This is a genomic window from Pseudomonas sp. GW460-LB5, assembly GCF_059423245.1.
The window spans coordinates 64,796-83,538 of the sequence record NZ_JBWKXT010000024.1; the positions used below are offsets into that span (position 1 = coordinate 64,796).

16 protein-coding genes and 1 pseudogene are annotated in these 18,743 nt (G+C 62.0%); 2 read left to right on the forward strand and 15 right to left on the reverse strand.

The features are described 5' to 3' along the window. Window positions 1-56: 56 nt before the first annotated feature. Complete coding sequence (locus AC07XM_RS16100) at window positions 57-2,000, reverse strand: FTR1 family protein (protein WP_102689385.1); 1,944 nt, start codon at window positions 1,998-2,000, stop codon at window positions 57-59. A 236-nt stretch (window positions 2,001-2,236) separates the two neighbouring features. Here AC07XM_RS16100 and AC07XM_RS16105 point away from each other — a divergent pair, with 236 nt between their 5' ends. Further along, on the forward strand, window positions 2,237-2,692 hold the full coding sequence (locus AC07XM_RS16105; protein ID WP_016484335.1) for an REP-associated tyrosine transposase: 456 nt from the start codon (window positions 2,237-2,239) through the stop codon (window positions 2,690-2,692). A gap of 205 nt (window positions 2,693-2,897) precedes the next feature. On the opposite strand, the gene AC07XM_RS16110 is transcribed toward AC07XM_RS16105, so the two are convergent. The 8 genes from AC07XM_RS16110 to AC07XM_RS16145 form a co-directional block, all read right to left on the reverse strand. Then, the gene (locus AC07XM_RS16110) at window positions 2,898-3,149 is read right to left on the reverse strand and encodes a DUF3077 domain-containing protein (RefSeq protein WP_016484334.1); all 252 of its coding nucleotides are present in this window, start codon (window positions 3,147-3,149) and stop codon (window positions 2,898-2,900) included. Further along, window positions 3,146-3,406: a hypothetical protein gene (locus tag AC07XM_RS16115; RefSeq protein ID WP_016484333.1), complete on the reverse strand. Its 261-nt coding sequence runs from the start codon at window positions 3,404-3,406 to the stop codon at window positions 3,146-3,148. Before AC07XM_RS16115 ends, AC07XM_RS16110 begins: the two co-directional genes overlap by 4 nt. Before the next feature lie 436 nt (window positions 3,407-3,842). Next, complete coding sequence (locus AC07XM_RS16120) at window positions 3,843-5,261, reverse strand: efflux transporter outer membrane subunit (protein ID WP_060518120.1); 1,419 nt, start codon at window positions 5,259-5,261, stop codon at window positions 3,843-3,845. Beyond that, window positions 5,258-6,133 (reverse strand): efflux RND transporter periplasmic adaptor subunit, encoded by an 876-nt coding sequence (locus AC07XM_RS16125; protein ID WP_016484331.1) that lies wholly within the window; start codon window positions 6,131-6,133, stop codon window positions 5,258-5,260. The genes AC07XM_RS16120 and AC07XM_RS16125 overlap by 4 nt, the downstream gene beginning before the upstream one ends. Further along, window positions 6,130-6,342 (reverse strand): DUF1656 domain-containing protein, encoded by a 213-nt coding sequence (locus AC07XM_RS16130; RefSeq protein ID WP_003255905.1) that lies wholly within the window; start codon window positions 6,340-6,342, stop codon window positions 6,130-6,132. Before AC07XM_RS16130 ends, AC07XM_RS16125 begins: the two co-directional genes overlap by 4 nt. Beyond that, on the reverse strand, window positions 6,339-8,426 hold the full coding sequence (locus AC07XM_RS16135; RefSeq protein ID WP_102689386.1) for an FUSC family protein: 2,088 nt from the start codon (window positions 8,424-8,426) through the stop codon (window positions 6,339-6,341). The genes AC07XM_RS16130 and AC07XM_RS16135 overlap by 4 nt, the downstream gene beginning before the upstream one ends. Beyond that, window positions 8,423-8,875, reverse strand: coding sequence for a MarR family winged helix-turn-helix transcriptional regulator (locus AC07XM_RS16140; RefSeq protein ID WP_060518123.1), 453 nt, complete (start codon window positions 8,873-8,875; stop codon window positions 8,423-8,425). The genes AC07XM_RS16135 and AC07XM_RS16140 overlap by 4 nt, the downstream gene beginning before the upstream one ends. A gap of 162 nt (window positions 8,876-9,037) precedes the next feature. Further along, entirely contained in the window at window positions 9,038-9,832 is a 795-nt protein-coding gene (locus AC07XM_RS16145) for a tetratricopeptide repeat protein (protein WP_102689387.1), read from the reverse strand. Window positions 9,833-10,038: 206 nt separating this feature from the next. Here AC07XM_RS16145 and AC07XM_RS16150 point away from each other — a divergent pair, with 206 nt between their 5' ends. Next, window positions 10,039-10,596, forward strand: a complete 558-nt coding sequence (locus tag AC07XM_RS16150; protein ID WP_016484326.1) for a WCX domain-containing protein — start codon at window positions 10,039-10,041, stop codon at window positions 10,594-10,596. Window positions 10,597-10,699: 103 nt separating this feature from the next. Here the strand turns inward: AC07XM_RS16150 and AC07XM_RS16155 are convergent, their stop codons facing one another. The 6 genes and pseudogenes from AC07XM_RS16155 to AC07XM_RS16180 form a co-directional block, all read right to left on the reverse strand. Continuing rightward, entirely contained in the window at window positions 10,700-11,563 is an 864-nt protein-coding gene (locus tag AC07XM_RS16155) for an ABC transporter permease (protein ID WP_016484325.1), read from the reverse strand. A gap of 14 nt (window positions 11,564-11,577) precedes the next feature. Continuing rightward, window positions 11,578-12,441, reverse strand: a complete 864-nt coding sequence (locus AC07XM_RS16160; protein WP_016484324.1) for an ABC transporter ATP-binding protein — start codon at window positions 12,439-12,441, stop codon at window positions 11,578-11,580. 6 nt (window positions 12,442-12,447) lie between these two features. Next, window positions 12,448-13,467, reverse strand: coding sequence for an ABC transporter substrate-binding protein (locus tag AC07XM_RS16165; RefSeq protein WP_060518129.1), 1,020 nt, complete (start codon window positions 13,465-13,467; stop codon window positions 12,448-12,450). Window positions 13,468-13,484: 17 nt separating this feature from the next. Then, window positions 13,485-14,384 carry a TauD/TfdA dioxygenase family protein gene (locus AC07XM_RS16170; protein WP_102689388.1) on the reverse strand — a complete coding sequence of 300 codons (900 nt, stop codon included), beginning with the start codon at window positions 14,382-14,384 and terminating at the stop codon, window positions 13,485-13,487. Window positions 14,385-14,583: 199 nt separating this feature from the next. Beyond that, window positions 14,584-14,925, reverse strand: coding sequence for a hypothetical protein (locus AC07XM_RS16175; protein ID WP_016484321.1), 342 nt, complete (start codon window positions 14,923-14,925; stop codon window positions 14,584-14,586). Window positions 14,926-15,095: 170 nt separating this feature from the next. Beyond that, a pseudogene (locus AC07XM_RS16180) lies at window positions 15,096-18,731 on the reverse strand (immunoglobulin-like domain-containing protein); the annotation flags it as partial. Window positions 18,732-18,743: the final 12 nt, after the last annotated feature.

Consider the following 18,743-nt stretch of genomic DNA (forward strand, 5'->3'; position numbering starts at 1 on the left):
ACAACAAGCTGGCCAAGTAGCGCCTCCTCGGGGGGGCCCCCCCGCCCGCCCCCCGGTCAGTTGGCAGTAGCCCTGCGCTTTTCCACCAGCCACGAGCGCCCATACAGGAACACGATGGCCAGCAAGGCCACCGCCTGTGCCGACAGCGAGTAGGCATCAGCGTGAATGCCCAGCCAATCGAACTCGAAGAACGCCACCGGCCGTGTGCCCAGCACCCCGGCTTCTTGCAGCGCCTTCACGCCATGCCCGGCAAACACCACCGACAGCGCGCACAGCAGCGCGGCGTTGATGCTGAAGAACAGCGTCAGCGGCAGCTTGGCAGAACCGCGCAAGATCACCCAGGCCAGGCCCACCAGCAGTACCAGCGCCGTGGCGCCACCCGCCAGCACCGCCTGGTGCCCGGCAGGGCCGGCCTGTAACCACAGGGTTTCGTAGAACAGGATCACTTCGAACAGTTCGCGGTACACCGAGAAAAACGCCAGCATGGCAAAGCCAAAGCGCCCGCCGCCGCTGACCAGGCTGCTTTTGATGTAGTCTTTCCAGGCGGCAGCGTGGCGGCGGTCATGCATCCATACACCGAGCCATAGCACCATCACCGCAGCGAACAGCGCCGTGCAGCCCTCCAGCAGCTCGCGCTGGGCGCCGCCCACATCGATCACATAGGCCGCCAGCGCCCAGGTTGCGAAACCGGCAACCAGCGCCAGCCCCCACCCGATGTTGACGCTGCGGACCGCCGACTGCTGCCCGGTGTTACGCAGGAAGGCGAGGATCGCCGCCAGCACCAGAATCGCCTCCAGGCCTTCGCGCAGCAGGATCAGCAAACCGGAGATATAACTCAGCGACCAGCTCAGGCCATCGCTGCCCAACAGCTTCGCGGCCTGGCCGAGCTTGCTCTTGGCTTCGGCCAGACGCTGCTCGGCCTGGGCAACGGGTAGCCCGTCCTGCAGCGATTGGCGGTAAGCCATCAGGGATTTTTCGGTGTCCTTACGCGCTTGGGTGTCGATGTTGTCCAGCGAGCTTTCCACCAGCTCGAAACCTTCCAGGTAGGCCGCTACCGACAGGTCATAGGCTTGGTCGTGGTCACCTGCGCGGTAGGCCGCCAGGCTTTTGTCCAGCGTGCTGGCGGTGTATTCGAGCAGTTGCGCCGGGCCACGCTTGACTTGCGGCGGCTGGGCACGCTGGGCACGGAACGCCTCCACGACCGCGCTGCCTTCGTTAGCGGCGACTTCGGCCGGAGTCTGCCGGGCCAGGTCGGCAAGGTTCCAGGTCTTTTCGCCCTTGCCCGCTTCCGGCTTGGCGGTGAAGCTGGCGATGTACGCGGCCACGTCCCAGCGCTGGCGGTCGTCCAGCTGGTCGGCAAACGAAGGCATTTCGGTGCCGTCGATGCCCAGGGCCAGCGTATTGTAGAGGTCGAACAGGCTCAACTGGTCCAGACGCGCGACATCGCGCAGGTTGGCGGGAGCAGGCTCCAGGCCCACGCCAGCGGGGCCGTCGCCTGCGCCTGTGTCGCCGTGGCAGATCGAGCAGTTTTGCGCATACAGCGCAGCGCCGCGGGCCGGATCCGGGGTAATCACCGGGGCTTGGCTGACCTCGTAGGCCACTGCCAGCCGCGCGCCCAGCTGGCGGGCCTGCCTGGCGACAGCGGTGCCCTCCTGACGCTGATCAATGGCCTGGCGTAACGTCTGGACGCCCTGCTCCAGGGCGGCTTGCTCGGTATTTGCGGGCAGGGCTTTGACCAGGTCGGCCAATACCGCGCTGAATTCCTGTTGCTCGCGGTATTCGCCCTCGTCGATCACCTTGCCGCCTTGTACGGTCGGCGGGTAGTCGGCGCCGATGTAGTCCAGCAGGTGCAGGGCTTTGCCGGCCTCGGCGGGGGACTCGGCCAGCGCCAGGGTGCTGCACAGCGCCAGCACCGGGCCGAGCAATAAAGCCGGTAACCAGGCAAGCAGACGTGAAGGGGTTTTCATGGCCAGTCTCGAAGGGAATGCGAAAGAGAACATTGTTCACTCCGACTTGCCTTCGCTCAAGGGTCCTGGGCGGATTTCATGAAAAATCTTGCTACAAATCAGATCACAAGTATTCCGCCGCCCTCAGAACCTGCGCTGATCAGTGGGGGCAGGCTTGCCGGCGATGGAGGCCACGCCGATGTCACAGGAAACACTGGGTACCAATTGAGTAATCGTCAATTGAGCCATCGTCACTAGTCTGATGGGCAAACCAACAGGGGGCAGGGAACATGGATCGTCCCCATTCAAACCAGTTACGGCTTGGCCGGTTTTCGGAAACCAGTTACTTGTATCTGCTTACCAGCACAACCCATGGCAGGGCACCGATTTTCAGTGATTTTCACTCGGCCCGCTTGCTGGTGGCTGAGCTGCGTCAGGCTGAAGAGGAAGGTGCAATCAGATCTTTGGCTTGGGTAGTGATGCCTGACCACTTTCACTGGCTAGTCGAGCTTGGTCCGGGCAGCCTGAAGCGCTTGATGCGCCGGGTTAAGTCCCGTAGCACCATGATGATCAACAGGCATAGCGGACGAAGCGGGCGGCTTTGGCAAAAGGGGTTTCATGACCGGGCTTTGCGCCGGGAAGAGGATGTGCAGACGGTGGCACGGTATATTGTTCTGAACCCGAAGCGAGCGGGTTTGGTCGCGAGGGTTGGGGATTATCCTCATTGGGATGCGATTTGGGTTTGATGGGACGTTGCCTGATAGTGCCCTATCGCCGGCAAGCCAGCTCCCACAGAGATTGCAGCCAGCCTATGGTCTGGGCCGGCCTGTCAGGGCCTCATCGCCGGCAAGCCAGCCCCTACAGGTGACTCACCAGGCTTGAACGAAGTGACGTACCTGTGGGAGCTGGCTTGCCGGCGATGGGCCGCGCTGCGGCCCTGGTTTTTGCAGGCTATTGGAGAACCTTGTTCAGTCCCCGCTCCATATCATCGATCAGTGCCTTGGCCATCTCGCTGAGTATCCGCGCAGCGCTCCCGGCAATGCGGTCGTTTTCCATTTCCGCCTCGGTAGTGAGGTGGCGGATGCAGCCAAGTAACACTGACAGTTGGGAGAATGCGTGATTGAACGGCACATTGGGCTGCAGGCGAAACAGGTCAAAGGTTTCCATGCCAACGGTGGAAGTGTCTCTTGGGTCGTTGCTCATCGCTTGTCCCCTTGCCGTACATGATCGGACAACGCATTGATCACGGCGCACAGCACACGAATGTTCATGCCCATGGCGTTGCGCGTGGCACCCGGGTCGTTGGCGAGCAGGACAGTGGTGGTTTGCTCGATGCTCAGGGTTAGGGCGCTGGTAAGCAGCTTGCAGTCATCGATGCTGAGCGGGTCGACGAGTGACAAGTTTGGTGGGTCGAGTAGGAGCAGATCGGTGAGAGGTGGGTCGGGGACGAGCTTTTTCATAGTTGATTCCCTTGTGGATTTCTATGAACTGCACTCCTTCTCGTCTCACGGATTAGGGTGGCAGTCGTGCGAGGGGTGAGACCCGGGCCACAGGGAAAACCCGACCAGGCTAAAGCCTGCCCGCGCACGACCGCCATGAAGCGGTGCAGCTCTGTATGGCCGGGGGTCTCAATCCCGATCGCCTTGCAAGGCGACCTGAGGACGTTATTCCCGGAGCACATTCCAGCCAAGTCAGCGCCATCCGACAGCGGTCGTAGGATAATTCCACAGGGATTCAAAACTGAAGCATTTGGTTTCAAGTTCGGAAATGTCTTACAGCTCTAGAACCTAGGCGAGGGCTCTGCCCTCGATCGCCGGCAAGCCAGCTCCTACAGTGCTCCACAGTTCTCGAGGCCTGTGGCTCAGCTGGGGGAGCTGGGTTGCCGGCGATTGGGCCTCAAGGCTTGGCGGTGTCCTTCCAGCCACCACCCAGCGCCAGGAACACCCCAATCTGCCCCATGGCTACCTGACTATTGGCCGCTGCCAACTGCGCACGCATGTCGGTATAGGTGCGCGTGGCCTGCAAATCCGCCAGGAACGACTCACGCCCTGCCTGGTAGTACCGGTGGGTCTGGTCTGCGGCTTCCTTGGCCGATTTTTCTGCCTCGGCCAAGGCATCACGCCGGTCCAGCAGGGCGCTGTACTGGGCCAGCCGGGTCTGGGTTTCGCGAATGGCATTCAGCACCACGCCATCGAAGTTCGCCAACGCCGCCTGGGTAGAGGCTTCGGCCATGCGAATACGCGCACGGGTGCCGTTGGTGGGGATGGTCCAACTGATCTGCGGGCCGAAGCCCCAGCGGTTGGTAGACGGCTCGCCGAGGTTCTCCAGAATGCCGATAGTGCCAACCTGGGCACCAATGCTGATGTCCGGGTACAGCGCCCCGGTGGCCACGCCGATGTAGGCAGTGGCAGCAGCCAACTGCCGTTCGGCCTGACGCACGTCCGGGCGGCGCTTGAGCAGGGCCGCGCCATCGCCCACCGGCACCAGCTGATTCAGGTGCGGCAGCTCGGCACAGTCGACGGTGCCGGCAGGCAGCTGGTCTACTGGCTTGGCCAACAACGCAGCCAGGGTGTACATACCCGTCTCGCGCTCGGCCTTGAAGCGTGGCAGTTCGGCGCGCAAGGATTTGAACTGGGTCTGCGAGCGGGTGACCTGGGTTTCATCACCGCGGCCGGCATCGCGCAGGCGCTGGTTGAGCGTCACGCTCTGTTCCTGCAGGTCCAGCGACTCGCGCGCGATGTGGAGTTCCTCGTTGGCCGAGCACACCTGGGTGTAGGCCTTGACCACATCCGCCACCAAGGTGATACGGGCAGTATCGGCAGCGGCCTGGACCGCGTCGGCATTGGCCTTTGCGGCCTCGGTGCCGCGCTTGAAGGTGCCCCACAGGTCGAACTGGTACGAGGCACTGATGATGGCCTCGCCAATGTTGGCCACCGGTACCTTCTCGGGCTGCAGGAAGGCTTCGCCCGACTCCTGCAACCGCTGGGCGCCAAGCTTGACGCCACCGTTGAAGCCCCCTTGCGACTCGGCCACCTCAACCTGGGCGCGGGCCTTGGCGATGTTGGCAGCCGCCACGCGCAGTTCGGTGTTGGCACTCAGGGCCTGACGTACCAGCTCGTTCAGGCGCTGGTCCTGATAAAGCTGCCACCAGTCCTCGGGCACCGGTGCCGATACAACGCTGTCGGCATCCTGGCGTAGCGGGCCGCTCAGGTCGCTGCGTTGTACCGCCGCGTCCTTGGGCAACTCATAGTCGGGCCCTACCATCATGCAGGCCCCCAGCGACAGGCACAGGCCGGCCAGGATCAGCTGTTTCATGGGCGCTCGCCCTCGATGATCGACACCGTGGCGGTGCGCCCGGCAATCATGCGGAAGTCTTGCGGCACTTCATCGAAGGCGATGCGCACCGGAATACGCTGGGCCAGACGCACCCAGCTGAACGCGGGGTTGACATTGGGCAGCAGGTTGGCGCCGCTGCTGCGGTCACGGTCTTCGATGCCGGCGGCAAAGCTCTGCACATGGCCGCGCAGGCGGGTGTTGTCGCCCATCACGCGAATGTCCACCGCATCGCCAATGTGAATGCCACCAAGCTTGGTTTCCTCGAAATAACCATCGACGTGGTACGAGGCGCTGTCGACCACCGACAGCACCGGGCGGCCGGCGGTAACGAATTCGTGGTTACGCGGGGCGCGGTCGTTGAGGTAGCCGTCCACAGGGCTGCGCACCACCGAACGGTCGAGGTTGAGCTGGGCAGTATCGACCGCCACCTGCGCCTCACTGACGGCTGAACGCGCGCGAGCCTCGCGCGACTGGCTTTCTTCCAGTTGCTCGGCGGCCACCAGGTTACCCAGCTTGCGGTTGCGCTGCGCTTCACGCGAAGCCTGGGCCAGGGTTTCCTGGCGCTCGCCCAGCGTCGCCTTAGCCTGGCGCAAGGCCAGGGTGAAGCGGTCCTGGTCGATGGTGAATAGCACGTCGCCGCGTTTGACGGTCTGGTTGTCGCGCACCTCGACTTTCTGGATCAACCCCGACACATCAGGGGCGATCTGGATCACGTCGGCGCGGATGTGGCCATCGCGAGTCCAGGGGGCAAACATGTAGTACACCACCATCTGCCACACGAGCACGGCGGCGAAGGTCACTACCAGCAAGGTCAGGACCACACGGCCCAAGGTCAGCAAAGGTTTTTTCATGGCAGCATCAGGTTTCGGCAAAAGTGGTCCACCGCGCCAAGCAGCACGGCATACAGAGCAACGTTGAACAACGCCCGGTGCCAGACCAGGCGGTAGAAATGCAGGCGCACCAGCACCGCATGCACCCCCAGGAACAACAGGTAGGTGCCAAACATCATCACCAGCAGCGTGGGCAGAAATACCCCGCTGATATCCAGTTCACCAATCACAGGGGCGCTCCGTCGAGCCCAGGGGGCAGTTGCGGTTGTTCGGCGGGTTCGAGCATCACCTCCACACCCGGCAACAGCGCCAGCCGCAGGCCGCTCAGGGCATGCAGCAGGTGGGTGCGGGCATCGCCGCGCTCGTACAGCTCGTCCAGGTTCAGCGCCAGGCGTGCACGCTCCATGTTGCGCAGCAGCGCGGCCGGAGCATGCAGGCGTTCACCGGCATGCAGGCAAGCGGCGTAGTGCGCGCCAACTTCCTCGACCACCGTGTTCAGGCGCTCGCGCGCCTGCTGGCCGGCGCGCGGCATATAGGCCAGCAGGTCGAGCAGGTTCAGCCCCACACGCAGGTCACGCAGTGCCACGCCGCTGTCCTGGCCGGTTTGCGACAGCCGCGGCAGGTGCTGCATCAGGCGGTCGAGCATCTGCACGCCAACCTGACGGTGTTCGGCCAAGGTCGCCGGCTCGGTCATTTCAACGATGTCGCGCCAGGCGAAGCGGGTCATGCGTTTGGCCGCCAGCTCCACGCCGAAGGGACGCATCACCAAGGTCCAGATAAAGGCGAACAGAAGGCCTGCAGGGCCGGCAAGGTTGGAGTTGAGGAAGGTGAAGAAGTCAGCGTCGTAGGCGCCCTGGATGCTGATGAAGGTCGAGGTGTTGACGATGGTCAGCAAGGTGCCCAGGTAGAAGCGCGGCTGTACGGTCAGGGTGCCTATGCAGATGAACGGCACGGCAAAGGCCAGCACCAGCATCGGGAAATCGTGCAGGTTGGGCAGCACCAGGAACAGGTACAGGCTGGAGAAGATGACCGACATCAGCGTCCAGAAGAAGAACCGGTAAATCTGTGGCGCAGGGTCGTCCATGGCGGCGAAGAAGCTGCACGATACTGCAGCGAGGATCACAGCGCTGGCGCCGTCGTTCCAGCCCAGGCCGATCCACAGCCCGCAGGCGACCACGATCGCCAGTACGGTGGAGGCCACCGAGTACAGCATCAGGCCGCGGTCGAAGAACGCCGTCAGCCGGCCCAGCCGCCAGTGGCGGTACACCGCGCGCCAAGGCTTGGCATCGTCTGTACGCAAGGCGTGCTGCAGGGTGCAGCAGTCCTGCCATAAGTCGGCCCATTCGGTCAGGCGGTACAGGGCGTTGGACAACAGCAGCTCGGCGCGCTGATCGAGGGCGGCGGCACCGGGCTGCAGGCGGTCGATCTGCTCGTGCAGCGCGGTCCAGCGCGTTACCGAAGCGCTGTCAGCAGTGCCTTTTAGCCATTCGCGCGCGGCTTCAAGCACGGGTTGAAGTTGGGCGAACTGGGCCGGGGCACGGCCCTCCAAGGCCACAAGTGCGTCGTCGAGCGCATCAATGACCGGCAGCAGGTGAATCATCCGCCCACGCAGTTCGCGGGCATTCTTCAGGGTATGGGGGCCGGCGCCTTCGTGGCCTAGCTGGCCGATCATCAGCTCCAGCGAATTGAAGGTGGCGACCATCGACCCGCGCATGCCACCCACCTTGTCGGCACTCGCTTCGCGGGCCAGGTAGGTGTCGCTGTAGCGGATTGCCTCGTTGAACCAGTTCCCGGTGGCACCCACCACCACAGGGGCCAGCCGGCGCGGCCAGAAAATGGCGCCAACCACGGCCGCACAGACGATTCCCAGGCAAATTTCCTGAGCGCGGGAAGAGGCTACGTCGAATACAGCCAGCGGGTTGTCGACTACTGCCAGGGCGATCATCGGCAACGTGTAGCCGGCCAGCATCAGCACGTAGTTGTTGGCCGTGCGCAGGTTCAGCGACAGGAACAGCAAGGTGCCGGTCCACAGGGCGATGGCGATGCTCAACAGCAACGGCGATTGCACCAGCGGCGGCACCAGGAAAATCGCCCCGCCGGCACCCAGTAACGTGCCCACTGCGCGGTACAGCGCTTTAGAGCTGGTCGGGCCGACGAACGGGCTGGAGACAATGTACACCGTGGCCATGGCCCAGTAGGGGCGCGGCAGTTGCATGAGCAAGGCGATGTACAAGGCAATCATGGAAGCGGCGAAGGTACGCGCGCCGTAGAACCAGTCGCGGGCCGGGGGTACCGAACTGAAGAAGCCGTTCATGCCACCCCGCCCGTACTGCCCAGGCCGGCAGCTTCGAAGGCGCGCAGCACGCGCAAGGTGGCGTCCAGGTCGGCCTGGTCGATACCGTTGAGCACATCGCGGCGCAGGCGCACCAGTTCAGCTTCGATGGCTTCGGCCAGGGCACGGCCTTCGGCGGTCAGGCTCAGGGCCTTGGCGCGGCGGTCCAGTGGGTCCTCGCTGCGGCACACCAGGCCGGCCTTGCACAGTTGGTCGAGCAGGCGCACCAGCGATGGGCTTTCTAGGCCGGCGGCCTGGGCCACCGCCACCTGGTGCACACCGTCGCCCAGGCGCACGATCATCAGCAGCGGCGCAGCGCAGGCCTCGGAAATACCGTAACCGGTCAGGGCGGTATGGCAGATGCGCCGCCAATGACGGGCGGCTACCACCAAGCCACTGCTGACTTGCAGGCGCAGGAGATCAAGGGACATGAAGGGAACCAAGGATATTCATAGTTTGCTAACTATCAATATACGCCTTGCCCTCCCCCTGTCGTCAACAGCGGGCGATGAGGGGTAAGGATGAATTGTTGTTCATGATGGGCTTTGTGTCTGCCTGTGCTGGCCCTATCGCCGGCACAAGCAGCATAAATTTCAGGGCTGGATCTGGTCTTCCAGCTTCATGGTCAGTGCCAATGTGCTGCCCATCTGCACCGCCCGGTCCCGCCATTCCTGGTACCGCGCCGCATCACGACTGCTGAAGTGCACCGCCAGCTCCTCTGCTGCCTGCACCACCCCCGCCGCAGCCGCCAGCTCCAGCCAATAGAGAGCGGCCTTGAGGTCGGCCTCTACATACAGCCCGTGCATCAACCTGTAACCCACCTCGAAGCGGCAACGCGCCTCGCCCCGCTCGGCCCCGCGCATGAACCACTGGTAGGCCTGTACCAGGTCGACCTGCCAATCAAGGTCGCCATCGCACACCTCCTCCTCATACAGGTCACCCAGTGCTGCGGCGGCATGCAGCATGCCCCGTTCGAAGGCCTGTCGGTAACACTCCGCCGCCTGCACGTAGGAAGGGTCGATACCTTTGCCAAAGTAATGCTGCTGCCCAAGGTTGAACCAGGCCGCAGCATTGCCCTGCAGGGCTGCCATGCGCAGAAGGTGGCCGGCCAGCACGGTATCAGCACGCCAGTACTTGCCGTTGAGCCAGATCCAGCCGAGGTCGTTCAGCGCCGCCACGCTGCCTAGCAACGCCTGGCGACGCAAGTCGGCATATACGGCCTGCAGGTCGCTGGCCTCATCCAGGCGGTTGACCAGCATCGAGCGCTGGCTGGGCAACCCCACAGCGGCAAACAGCCGCTGTCGCCTCCCGACCGGGGCCGGTGGCGCAATGACCCGCTCGGGCAGAAGGCGGGCAAGCAGCGAATGGATATTGCTGGCAGCAGACATGTTCATCCTCATTGAACGACGCACAACCCAACCTTCGGCTGTGATGAGGCGTGATTCTGCGTGACGTCACGTCAAAACCTGTCGCGAACGATTCGGTACATGGCAACCAAATGCGAGTTCCTTGATCTGAGCAGGCTGTGGCCAATTGCCATACAACACGCGTGCCGCCATCCTATTGCGGCAAGCCTAGACAAGGACGTTACATTTTGCCGTTCGCCACCACTCGCGCCACTCTCAGCCGTCAGTGGGCACTGCTGCGCCAGCTGCCCAGCCGCTCCCCAGGTATTACCAGCGCCGAGCTTGTCTGGGGGCTGCGCGATGTGGGCTTCACGGTCAGCAAACGCACTGTAGAGCGCGACCTCAATGAGCTGTCGCTGATCTTTCCGCTGGAACGCAATGACAAGAGCATCCCGTTTGGCTGGCACTGGTCAGCGAGTGCGGTGGGTGAGTTGCGCGGTAACTTCGACTTGCTGACGCACCTGCGGGGGGATGCGTTGCAACCGGCGAAGGGTGAGGGCGTGGAGCTGGTGGCGCGAATCAGCGATGCACTGGCGCGGCAGTTGCGCGATGCGCCGTTGAGCAGCGACATGCAGCTGACGGCGCTGGAGCATGGGCATCGGTTGCGGGCCACGGTGAGTGACGGTTGGCCATTGCGCTGGTGGCTGCTGAGCCATGGGGATGGGTTGGTGGTGGAGCAGCCTTCGGTATTGAGGGAAGAAATTGGCAAGATCCTGAGCAATGCGGCAGCTCAGTACCTGACTTGATAGCTGTACTGGCCCTATCGCCGGCAAGCCAGCGCCCACAGGTACTCCACAAGCCTCACGACCCGTGGAGTACCTGGCTCGCCGGCGACAGGGCCAGTGCAGGTCAGCGCTGCATGCCCCAACGCCGCACGGTCAGCCGCTCCAGGGTGTTGAACACCAACCCTTCCACCAGCAAACCGATCAGGATCACCACCGCCAACCCGGCAAATACCTTGTCGGTATACAGCTCGTTACGGTTCTGGAAGATGTACCAGCCCAGCCCGCCTTTACCGCTGCTGGCCCCAAACACCAGCTCGGCGGCAATCAGGGTGCGCCAGGCAAAAGCCCAGCCGATCTTCAGCCCCGACAGGATTGATGGCAATGCCGCCGGCACGAGGATGTGCAGCACCAGTCGCAGCCCTTTCAGGCCATAGTTGCGACCAGCCATGCGCAGTGTTTCCGAGACACCAAGAAAGCCCGCGTAGGTATTCAGCGCCAAGGCCCACAGCACCGAATGCACCAGCACGAAGATCAGGCTGTTGTCGCCCAGCCCGAACCACAGCAAAGCCAGCGGCAGCAGGGCAATGGCTGGTAGCGGGTTGAACATCGAGGTCAACGTGCCCAGCAGGTCCCGGCCCAGCTGGGTCGAAACTGCCAGACTGGTCAGGCCGAAGGCCAGGACGATGCCCAGCACGTAGCCCTTGAGCAGGATCACCAGCGACACGCCAACCTTGGCCGGCAGTTCACCACTGATCATGCCGTCCCACAGCGCTGCGGCAGTTTGTACAAAGCCAGGCAATAGCAGGTCGTTGTCCTGATAGCGGGCGACGGCCTCCCACAGCACAGCGATCACCAGCAGGATAACTGCCTTGCGCAGCCAGCCTTGCTGCCACAGGCGCTGGGCCAACGGCAGTTGTCGTTCCAGAGGCACACTGAGCAGGGGCTGCAGCTGCACCTCGTATTCCTGGCGTACAGGTGTAGTGGTCATGGCTGAAGCTCCTGTCAGTAGGCAATGCGAATAGCGTTGAAGCCAATGTCGTTGGGCTTTTCCGGGGTATCTGCCTCATCAAACAGCAAGCGGTGGATACGCCGGGCACTGGCCTGGAAGTCGCTGCCACCTAGGCTCGCCAGGTCGTACTGATGACTGTGCACTTCAGCCCGCACCCGCCCCGGGTGTGGCGAAAGCAGCAGGATACGGTTGCCGACCACCAGCGCCTCCTCGATGGAGTGGGTCACGAACAGCAGGGTAAACCGCACTTCCTCCCACAGCAGCAACAGCTCTTCCTGCATCTTGCGCCGGGTCAGCGCATCAAGGGCGGCGAACGGCTCATCCATCAACAGGATCTTTGGCTGCGTGGCCAAGGCCCGGGCAATCGCCACGCGTGCCTTCATGCCGCCCGACAAGGTATGCGGATAGGCATCGGCGAAGGCGGCCAGGCCAACCTTCTCCAGGTAATGCAGCGCCCGCTCCTCGGCATCGGCGCGCTTGAGCTGGCCCGACACCAGCAGCGGGAACATCACGTTCTGCTTCACCGTTTTCCACGGCGGCAGTTGGTCAAACTCCTGGAACACCACGATGCGGTCGGGCCCGGGGCCACGGACCGCTTCGCCCTGCAGCAGAATCTGCCCTTCCTGCGGCTGGATGAAACCGGCTACGGCTTTGAGCAAGGTGGACTTGCCGCAACCGGAGGGGCCCAGCAGCACAAAGCGGTCGGCACGGTCGACTTCGAAGCTGACCTGGTGGGTGGCCCGCACCACGCGTTGTGCGGTGCGATATTCGAGGCTGAGGTTATCCACCTTGAGCAAAGGCGGCGTTGCGACACGGCTCAGGTTGCTGGCCGTGTGGCCTGGCAATGGGGCGGTCATGGTCGATCAGCTCCCCTGCAGCGGGCGTTCATCCTGGAAGAAGTAATCCTTCCACGATTCCGGCTTGTGCTTGATGGCGCCGACCCGATAGAGAAAATCGGCCAGCTTGTAGGTGTTCTTTGGCGTGACGGTGAATTCGTACTGCGGGTTGTCGATCAGTTTGATCAGCGCGTCGCGGTCGATCTTGGCCTTGGTCACACGGATGTAGGTGTCGGCGGCAGCGGCCTTGTCTTTCTGGGCGAAGTCTGCGGCTTCGGCCAGGGCGTCGACGAAGGCCTTGTAGGTTTTGGGGTTGTCCTTGCGGAATTTCTCGGTGGCAAACAGCAAGGTCGGCGAGTTGGGGCCGAGCAGGTCATAGCTGTTGAGCACCACGTGCACGTCTTTGTTGGCCAGCACCTGGTCCTGGAACGGTGGGTTGGAGAAATGCCCGTTCAGCTCGGTGCCGCCCGCCAGCAACGCGGCGGTAGCATCCGGGTGCGGTACGGCGAGGGTGTATTTGTCGAGGCGGTTGTATTCCTTGTCGCCCCACTGCTGGGCCGCGGCGTACTGCAGGAAGCGCGACTGCACCGAAACACCCACCGCTGGCACAGCGATGCGGTCTTTGTCGGAAATGTCAGCGATAGTCTTCACGTTGGGATTGCTGCTGACCAGGTAGTACGGGAAGTTGCCCAGCGAGGCCACCGCCTTCACGTTCTGCCGACCCTTGGTGCGGTCCCACACAGTAAGCAGGGGGCCGACACCCGCACCGGCGATGTCCACCGAGCCGGACAACAGTGCGTCGTTGATGGCCGAGCCCCCCGACAGCTGAGCCCAGTCGACCTCGATGTCGATGCCCTGCTCCTTGCCGTGCTTTTCGATCAGGTGCTGGTCACGCACCACGTTCAGCAGCAGGTAGACGATGCCGAACTGTTCGGCAATACGGATCTTGCCTTCGGCCTGGGCCACTGCGGGGGCGGCCAGGGTGCCGACGACCAGGCTCGCGCCCAGGCCGATGCTTGCCGCCAGGCGGCTGATGGATTTGCGCATGAAGATGTCCTCAGTCGTCAGAACGGGGCGTCGCCCTGGATGGTGGTGCGGTACAGCTTGCGTCGCAGGTGTGCGGGGCAGCCGGTGGCCAGGTGGATCAGCGAGCGGTTGTCCCAGAACACCAGGTCGTGGGGCTGCCATTGGTGGCGGTAGGTGTTCTGCTCCAGCACGCTCAGGGCGTATAGCTGTTGCAGCACGTCGCGGCTTTCGTCGTCTGGCAGGCCAATGATGCGGGTGGTGAACCCTTCACTGACGAACAGTGCCTTGCGGCCGTTTTCCGGGTGGGTGCGCACCACGGGGTGAATGACTTCCTGTACCTGCGCCAACTGTTCGGCGGTCAGGGTCGGGCGCCAGTTGCCTTCGAATTTGGTCTCGCCGTACCGGGCGGTGTAGGAGTGAGCAGCACTGCGCCCCTCGACTATCTTGCGCAGGGCGCCGGGTACGGCGTCCCAGGCTTGGTGCATGTCGGCGAACAACGTGTCGCCGCCTTCGCTGGGCAGTTCCTGGGCATGCAGCATGGAACCGAGGCTGGGCAACGCCTTGTATGACAGGTCGGAGTGCCAGAACTTGCCGGCATCACCCAGGCCGATGTTCTGGCCGTTTTCGATGATGTTGGAAACGATCAGGATCTCGGGATGACCTGTGAGCAGGAACTGCTTGAGCACATGAATTTGCAGCTCGCCAAAGCGGCGGCTGAAGGCTATCTGCTGTTCCGGGCTGATGCGCTGGTCGCGAAACACCAGCACATGGTGGTCGAGGTGGGCGCGATGGATACGGGCGAAATCCTCGGCGTTGACCGGTTTGGCCAGGTCCAGGCCGTTGATCTCGGCGCCTACGGCACCGGAGAACGGGCGGATTTCGAAAACTTGCGGCTGGGCGCTGTCGATGGTCGACAAGGCGTTCGAGGCGGCTGACATTTATCACTCCCACGCAGTGCGCGACTTCAAGAGCGCGCAACGATCAGAAACGCACGGGGATTTCCCGTGTGGGTTCAAGTCGTGCGGCGCATCGATTGGTCGACGGGTACGCAGTGGATGTGACTATAAAGTCATAAGTGCGATATTTTAAATACCTTTAAAGAATAACCATATCACGGTCGCCGGGGCTGCCCAGCTGTCAGATCAGCCCGCCCTGCTCTTCTTCGTCGATCAGGTTGTTAAGGCTGCTGAGCGCCTTGCGCGCGGTGGAGCGGTTGAGCAGCTTGGCCTGGGCGCCGGCGGGCAAGTCGGTGATCTTGAACACGCCCTTGGCGGTCAGCACGTCGATGAGGTCCTCGAGCACGCGGATCATGTCCAGGTCGCTTTGCTTGAGCTGGTTGAGGCTGTTTTCCACGACGTCATCTGCAAACCATTCCTGGATATCGGCGTGGTCGGCGGGGAGCATTTCGGTGAACTGGTCAAAAGCGGCTGCTTCTACCCGCAGCAACTGGCCGGTGGCGTCGCGTTGCACGTAGAACATGGCGGTGTCCCTCGTCACGTTGGTTCCTTGTTGGTAGACAGCAGCATAGGCAAAGATCGCCAGGCGCGCAGGCCCGGCGCCAGAGTATGCGCTGTCAGCAGATTGCGGGAAAGACCCGTGTGGAAGCGGCCTTGTGTCGCGAAAGGGCCGCAAAGCGGCCCTCCAGCGCATCAGCTGTCTTTGTTGTGGATGATGATGGTCGGGTCAGCACCGCTGATCAACGAGTTGATCGTGGTGTTGGACCAGTTCACCCCTTCCAGCTTGATGGTCACGTCGGCGTTGGCGATACCACCTGCGGCGTTGAGCTTGCCTTCGCTGCTGACTTGCAACGTGGTAGTGCCTTCCACCGTGGTGAGTTTCAGGTAGTTGTCGATCGTGCTGCCCTTCTCACCTTGCAGCAGATCGCTCAGGTCGATCTTGTCTTTCTCGCCTACCTTGAAGTCCTTGATCACGTCGTTGCCGTAATCACCCGCCTTCCACACGAAGGTGTCGGCACCGCTGCCACCGATCAGGATATCGTCGCCGTGGCCACCGATCAGGGTGTCATTGCCAGTACCGCCCAGCAGGATGTCGTTACCCCGGCCACCATCGAGCGTGTCGTTACCACCTTGGCCGAAGAGGATGTCGTTGCCGTTGCCGCCGGACAAGAAGTCCTTGCCATCGTTGGCACCGGAGATATCGAACTCGGTGTAGTGCTCGGTGATGTACTGGTGCACGTTGCTGGTGGTAACAGCGCTGGCTTCGACACCGCTCTTCTGCGCAACGTAAGTCTGCAGGGCCTGATACCCCTCGCTGACGACACCATTGAGGGTGATCAGGTCACCGAAGATGATGTCGTTGCCGTTGCCGCCATCGATGCTGTCTGCACCTGGCAGCGTTGCCTCGGTATGCCCAAGGATTGCGCTGGCCAGATTGGAAGGATCGATATTAGTCTGCGGCTTGCCGGCACTGTCATAGGGCTTCAGGTCGGAGAGGCTGACATCATCGTTCAGTCCAATCGCCTGCACCTTGCTCAAGCCTTGCAAGGTAGTGCTGCCGCCCAGCAGCGTGAAGCTATCAGTCGTATTGGATGCTGAATCGGACCAGTTCGAGCTAGTCCCCCTACCTGTGCCACCCAGGCTGGAGAACTCATACGTGCCGTCCCCTTGGGCATGAATGGTCCCCACAGTCTCTGTGGAAGTTACACCCCAGCTGCCCCACCAGTTGTAGCCATACGTCGATACCTTGACAACGCCAGCACTGCTGATGTCGACCTTGTGAGTCGAATCGGCCCATTCACTGAACGTGCCCCCAGCTTTGTAGTTATTGACATTGACTACTTCGTCAAGCGTTTTGCCACCAGTCCACAGGCGTTTATCGGTTACTTCATTTCGCTGGTAATAGGTCGGCTTACCGTCGGTGATGAAGTACGTCAGGTTCTCTGCACCGGTATTGCTGATCGCAACTGTGCTCTTGAAGAAGTTGGCCGTGGTCTTGAAGGCATCTTCGTAGTTGGTGCCACCACCATCATCCCCGCCTTGCATCGACTTCAGGACCGCTTGCAGGTCATTCAAGGCGTTAAGATCGGCCAGGTTCACAGCAACGTTCTTGTTGACCTGCGTGTCGAAGTCGACAAGGAAGATGTTGACCGTACCCGAGGTGTCCGAGCCCAGGCTGGCTTTCAAGGTGGCAAACACAGACGCCAGCTGGGCCTTGGCTGCGGCAATAGACGCATCGGTCATGCTGCCGGAGCTGTCGACGATGAACGCAATATTGTAGTTCTTGCCCGCCACCACGTTCAGGCCCGACACGTCGGCGACGATGATGTCGTTGCCTTCGCTGCCGGTCAGTGTGTCATTGCCCGAAGTACCCACGCTGGCCTTGTAGGTTGCGCCGTACACCGTCACCGGGATGTTGCCGGTGGTGATGGCCGAACCGCCCAGGCTTTCGGTGGCAGTCGAGGTGACCGTGATGTCGAACGAGCCTTTGTAGTAGGTCGGTGGGGTGAGGGTAAGGCCGCTGAGTTTCCAGCCGGTCACATCCACCGGTGCGCTGCCTACTGTGACCGTGTGGCCTGCACCATCGCTGAGTACAGTGCCTTTCGGAATGCCGCTGAGGCTAACGTTCAGGGTTTCGGAACCGTCGGTGTCGGTCAGGGCAGTATTAATACCAACCAGTTTCACCGAGCCACCTTCCGGCCCTTCGTTCAGTTTGTAGCCATCGTAGTAGCTCTGACCATTCACGGTGTGCAGATCGGACACGCCCAAGCCGGCGTTGGCCATCTCGGTCACGTTCTGATACATCTTGATGTTCGAGCTGCTCAGGTCAGTGACCGCACCCGAGCCTACCTGGATGTTCAGGTCATAGCTGCCTGGACCAGACTGGTTGGCATGGTAGACCTCGATCGGGTAGTAGCCGCTGGTGTTCGGGGTGAAGGTACCCGAAACCTGGCCACCGGCACCCCAGGTGGCCGTGACCACCGTCTTGCCACCAATGGTGACCACGAAGCTGTCGTCGGCGGTACCGCTGAAGGTGTAGGTCTTGCCGGCTTCCAGGTAGATCAGGCCCGACGTTTTCGAACCGGTGCCAGCAGTGACGCTGCCATCGGACTGCACGTTGGTAGTGGTGCTGCTGGAGTTGGCATTGCCAGAGTTGGCAAATACCGTCTTCAGGTCCTCACCGGTAATGCCATTGCCGCCAGTACCGAGGCCTTTGAGGCTGGTCCAGACTTCTTTGGTCAGGCCTTTGGAGTCGATATCGGCGCTGCCGAAGCTGAGCGTCGGTTTGTCGGCTACCGGGCTGATGTCGACCTTCATGGTCACTTCTGTGCCCAGGTTGGTGCCATCGTTCGGCTTGTACTTGAACTGTGCGTAGTCAGCCTTCTGGTTACCCACGCCATTGCCACCGTAGTTATCCGAGCCCGACTGGTTTAGAAGCGGAACGAATTTCAGGTTCTTGGCAATGATGTCAGCCTGGCTCACCACCTGGCCAACGGTCACATTCACCCAGGCAGTACCGTTGAAGAACTGCAGGTTGCCGGCACCAGGGATCGAAGTAATGGTCACGGACAGACCGGTGTTGCCGTCGGCATCGGTGACTTTGAAATCACTCCAGGCGAACACGTAGTCGGTGTCTTCCACGCCAAACACCGCGCCACCAGGTGAAACCGGCAGGTTGTCGTTGTCGAGGATGGTGGTAGTCACGCTCGATTTACTGCTATCAACCTGCAGGTTCTCGAAGTTGCCACCGGTGGCAGTTTCGATCTTCACCACGAAGTTCTCGGTACCTTCGACCAGCTTGTCGTCGATGGTAGCGATGTTGAACGTGGTGCCTGTGCTGTTGGCCGGGATCTTCACGGTGGTGACACCGGTGAAGTCCTCACCGTTTTTGGCGGTGCCGCTGTAGCTGAGGGTGATCGTGACTTCGGCCTTGGAGGCGTGGGTCAGGGTCAGCGTGTAAGCGCCAGTTTCGCCTTCGGTGAGCGAAGTGGTGCCGGTAATACTGACCTTGGCAATATCACCTTGGCCACTTGGCTCGTCACTTACCGTGGTGCTGACGGAGTTGGTACCTGCCACAAGGTTTTCGAAGACCTTGTCGCCAGCGACAGCAATGCCGGTGATCGACTTGGTAATGGTGTCCTGACCGCCCGTATAAACATCATCCGGGGCATTGATGCTGACAGTGCCAGTCGCCGAGCCCGGGTTGATGGTGACCTGAGTGCCACCGGTCAGGGTGACGGTCACACCACCGTGGCCAGTCACCGGCAGCTTGGTGTCTTCGCTGATCAGGGTCACGGTGTAGGTGATCTTGCCACCTTCGACTACAGCGGTGTTGTCCAC

Bases quoted from the DNA above. Each gene is read 5' to 3' on its own strand.
- AC07XM_RS16100 (WP_102689385.1), bottom strand. From the start codon at position 2,000: ATGTTCTCTTTCGCATTCCCTTCGAGACTGGCCATGAAAACCCCTTCA.
- AC07XM_RS16105 (WP_016484335.1), top strand. From the start codon at position 2,237: ATGGATCGTCCCCATTCAAACCAGTTACGGCTTGGCCGGTTTTCGGAA.
- AC07XM_RS16110 (WP_016484334.1), bottom strand. From the start codon at position 3,149: ATGAGCAACGACCCAAGAGACACTTCCACCGTTGGCATGGAAACCTTT.
- AC07XM_RS16115 (WP_016484333.1), bottom strand. From the start codon at position 3,406: ATGAAAAAGCTCGTCCCCGACCCACCTCTCACCGATCTGCTCCTACTC.
- AC07XM_RS16120 (WP_060518120.1), bottom strand. From the start codon at position 5,261: ATGAAACAGCTGATCCTGGCCGGCCTGTGCCTGTCGCTGGGGGCCTGC.
- AC07XM_RS16125 (WP_016484331.1), bottom strand. From the start codon at position 6,133: ATGAAAAAACCTTTGCTGACCTTGGGCCGTGTGGTCCTGACCTTGCTG.
- AC07XM_RS16135 (WP_102689386.1), bottom strand. From the start codon at position 8,426: ATGAACGGCTTCTTCAGTTCGGTACCCCCGGCCCGCGACTGGTTCTAC.
- AC07XM_RS16140 (WP_060518123.1), bottom strand. From the start codon at position 8,875: ATGTCCCTTGATCTCCTGCGCCTGCAAGTCAGCAGTGGCTTGGTGGTA.
- AC07XM_RS16145 (WP_102689387.1), bottom strand. From the start codon at position 9,832: ATGTCTGCTGCCAGCAATATCCATTCGCTGCTTGCCCGCCTTCTGCCC.
- AC07XM_RS16155 (WP_016484325.1), bottom strand. From the start codon at position 11,563: ATGACCACTACACCTGTACGCCAGGAATACGAGGTGCAGCTGCAGCCC.
- AC07XM_RS16160 (WP_016484324.1), bottom strand. From the start codon at position 12,441: ATGACCGCCCCATTGCCAGGCCACACGGCCAGCAACCTGAGCCGTGTC.
- AC07XM_RS16165 (WP_060518129.1), bottom strand. From the start codon at position 13,467: ATGCGCAAATCCATCAGCCGCCTGGCGGCAAGCATCGGCCTGGGCGCG.
- AC07XM_RS16170 (WP_102689388.1), bottom strand. From the start codon at position 14,384: ATGTCAGCCGCCTCGAACGCCTTGTCGACCATCGACAGCGCCCAGCCG.
- AC07XM_RS16175 (WP_016484321.1), bottom strand. From the start codon at position 14,925: ATGTTCTACGTGCAACGCGACGCCACCGGCCAGTTGCTGCGGGTAGAA.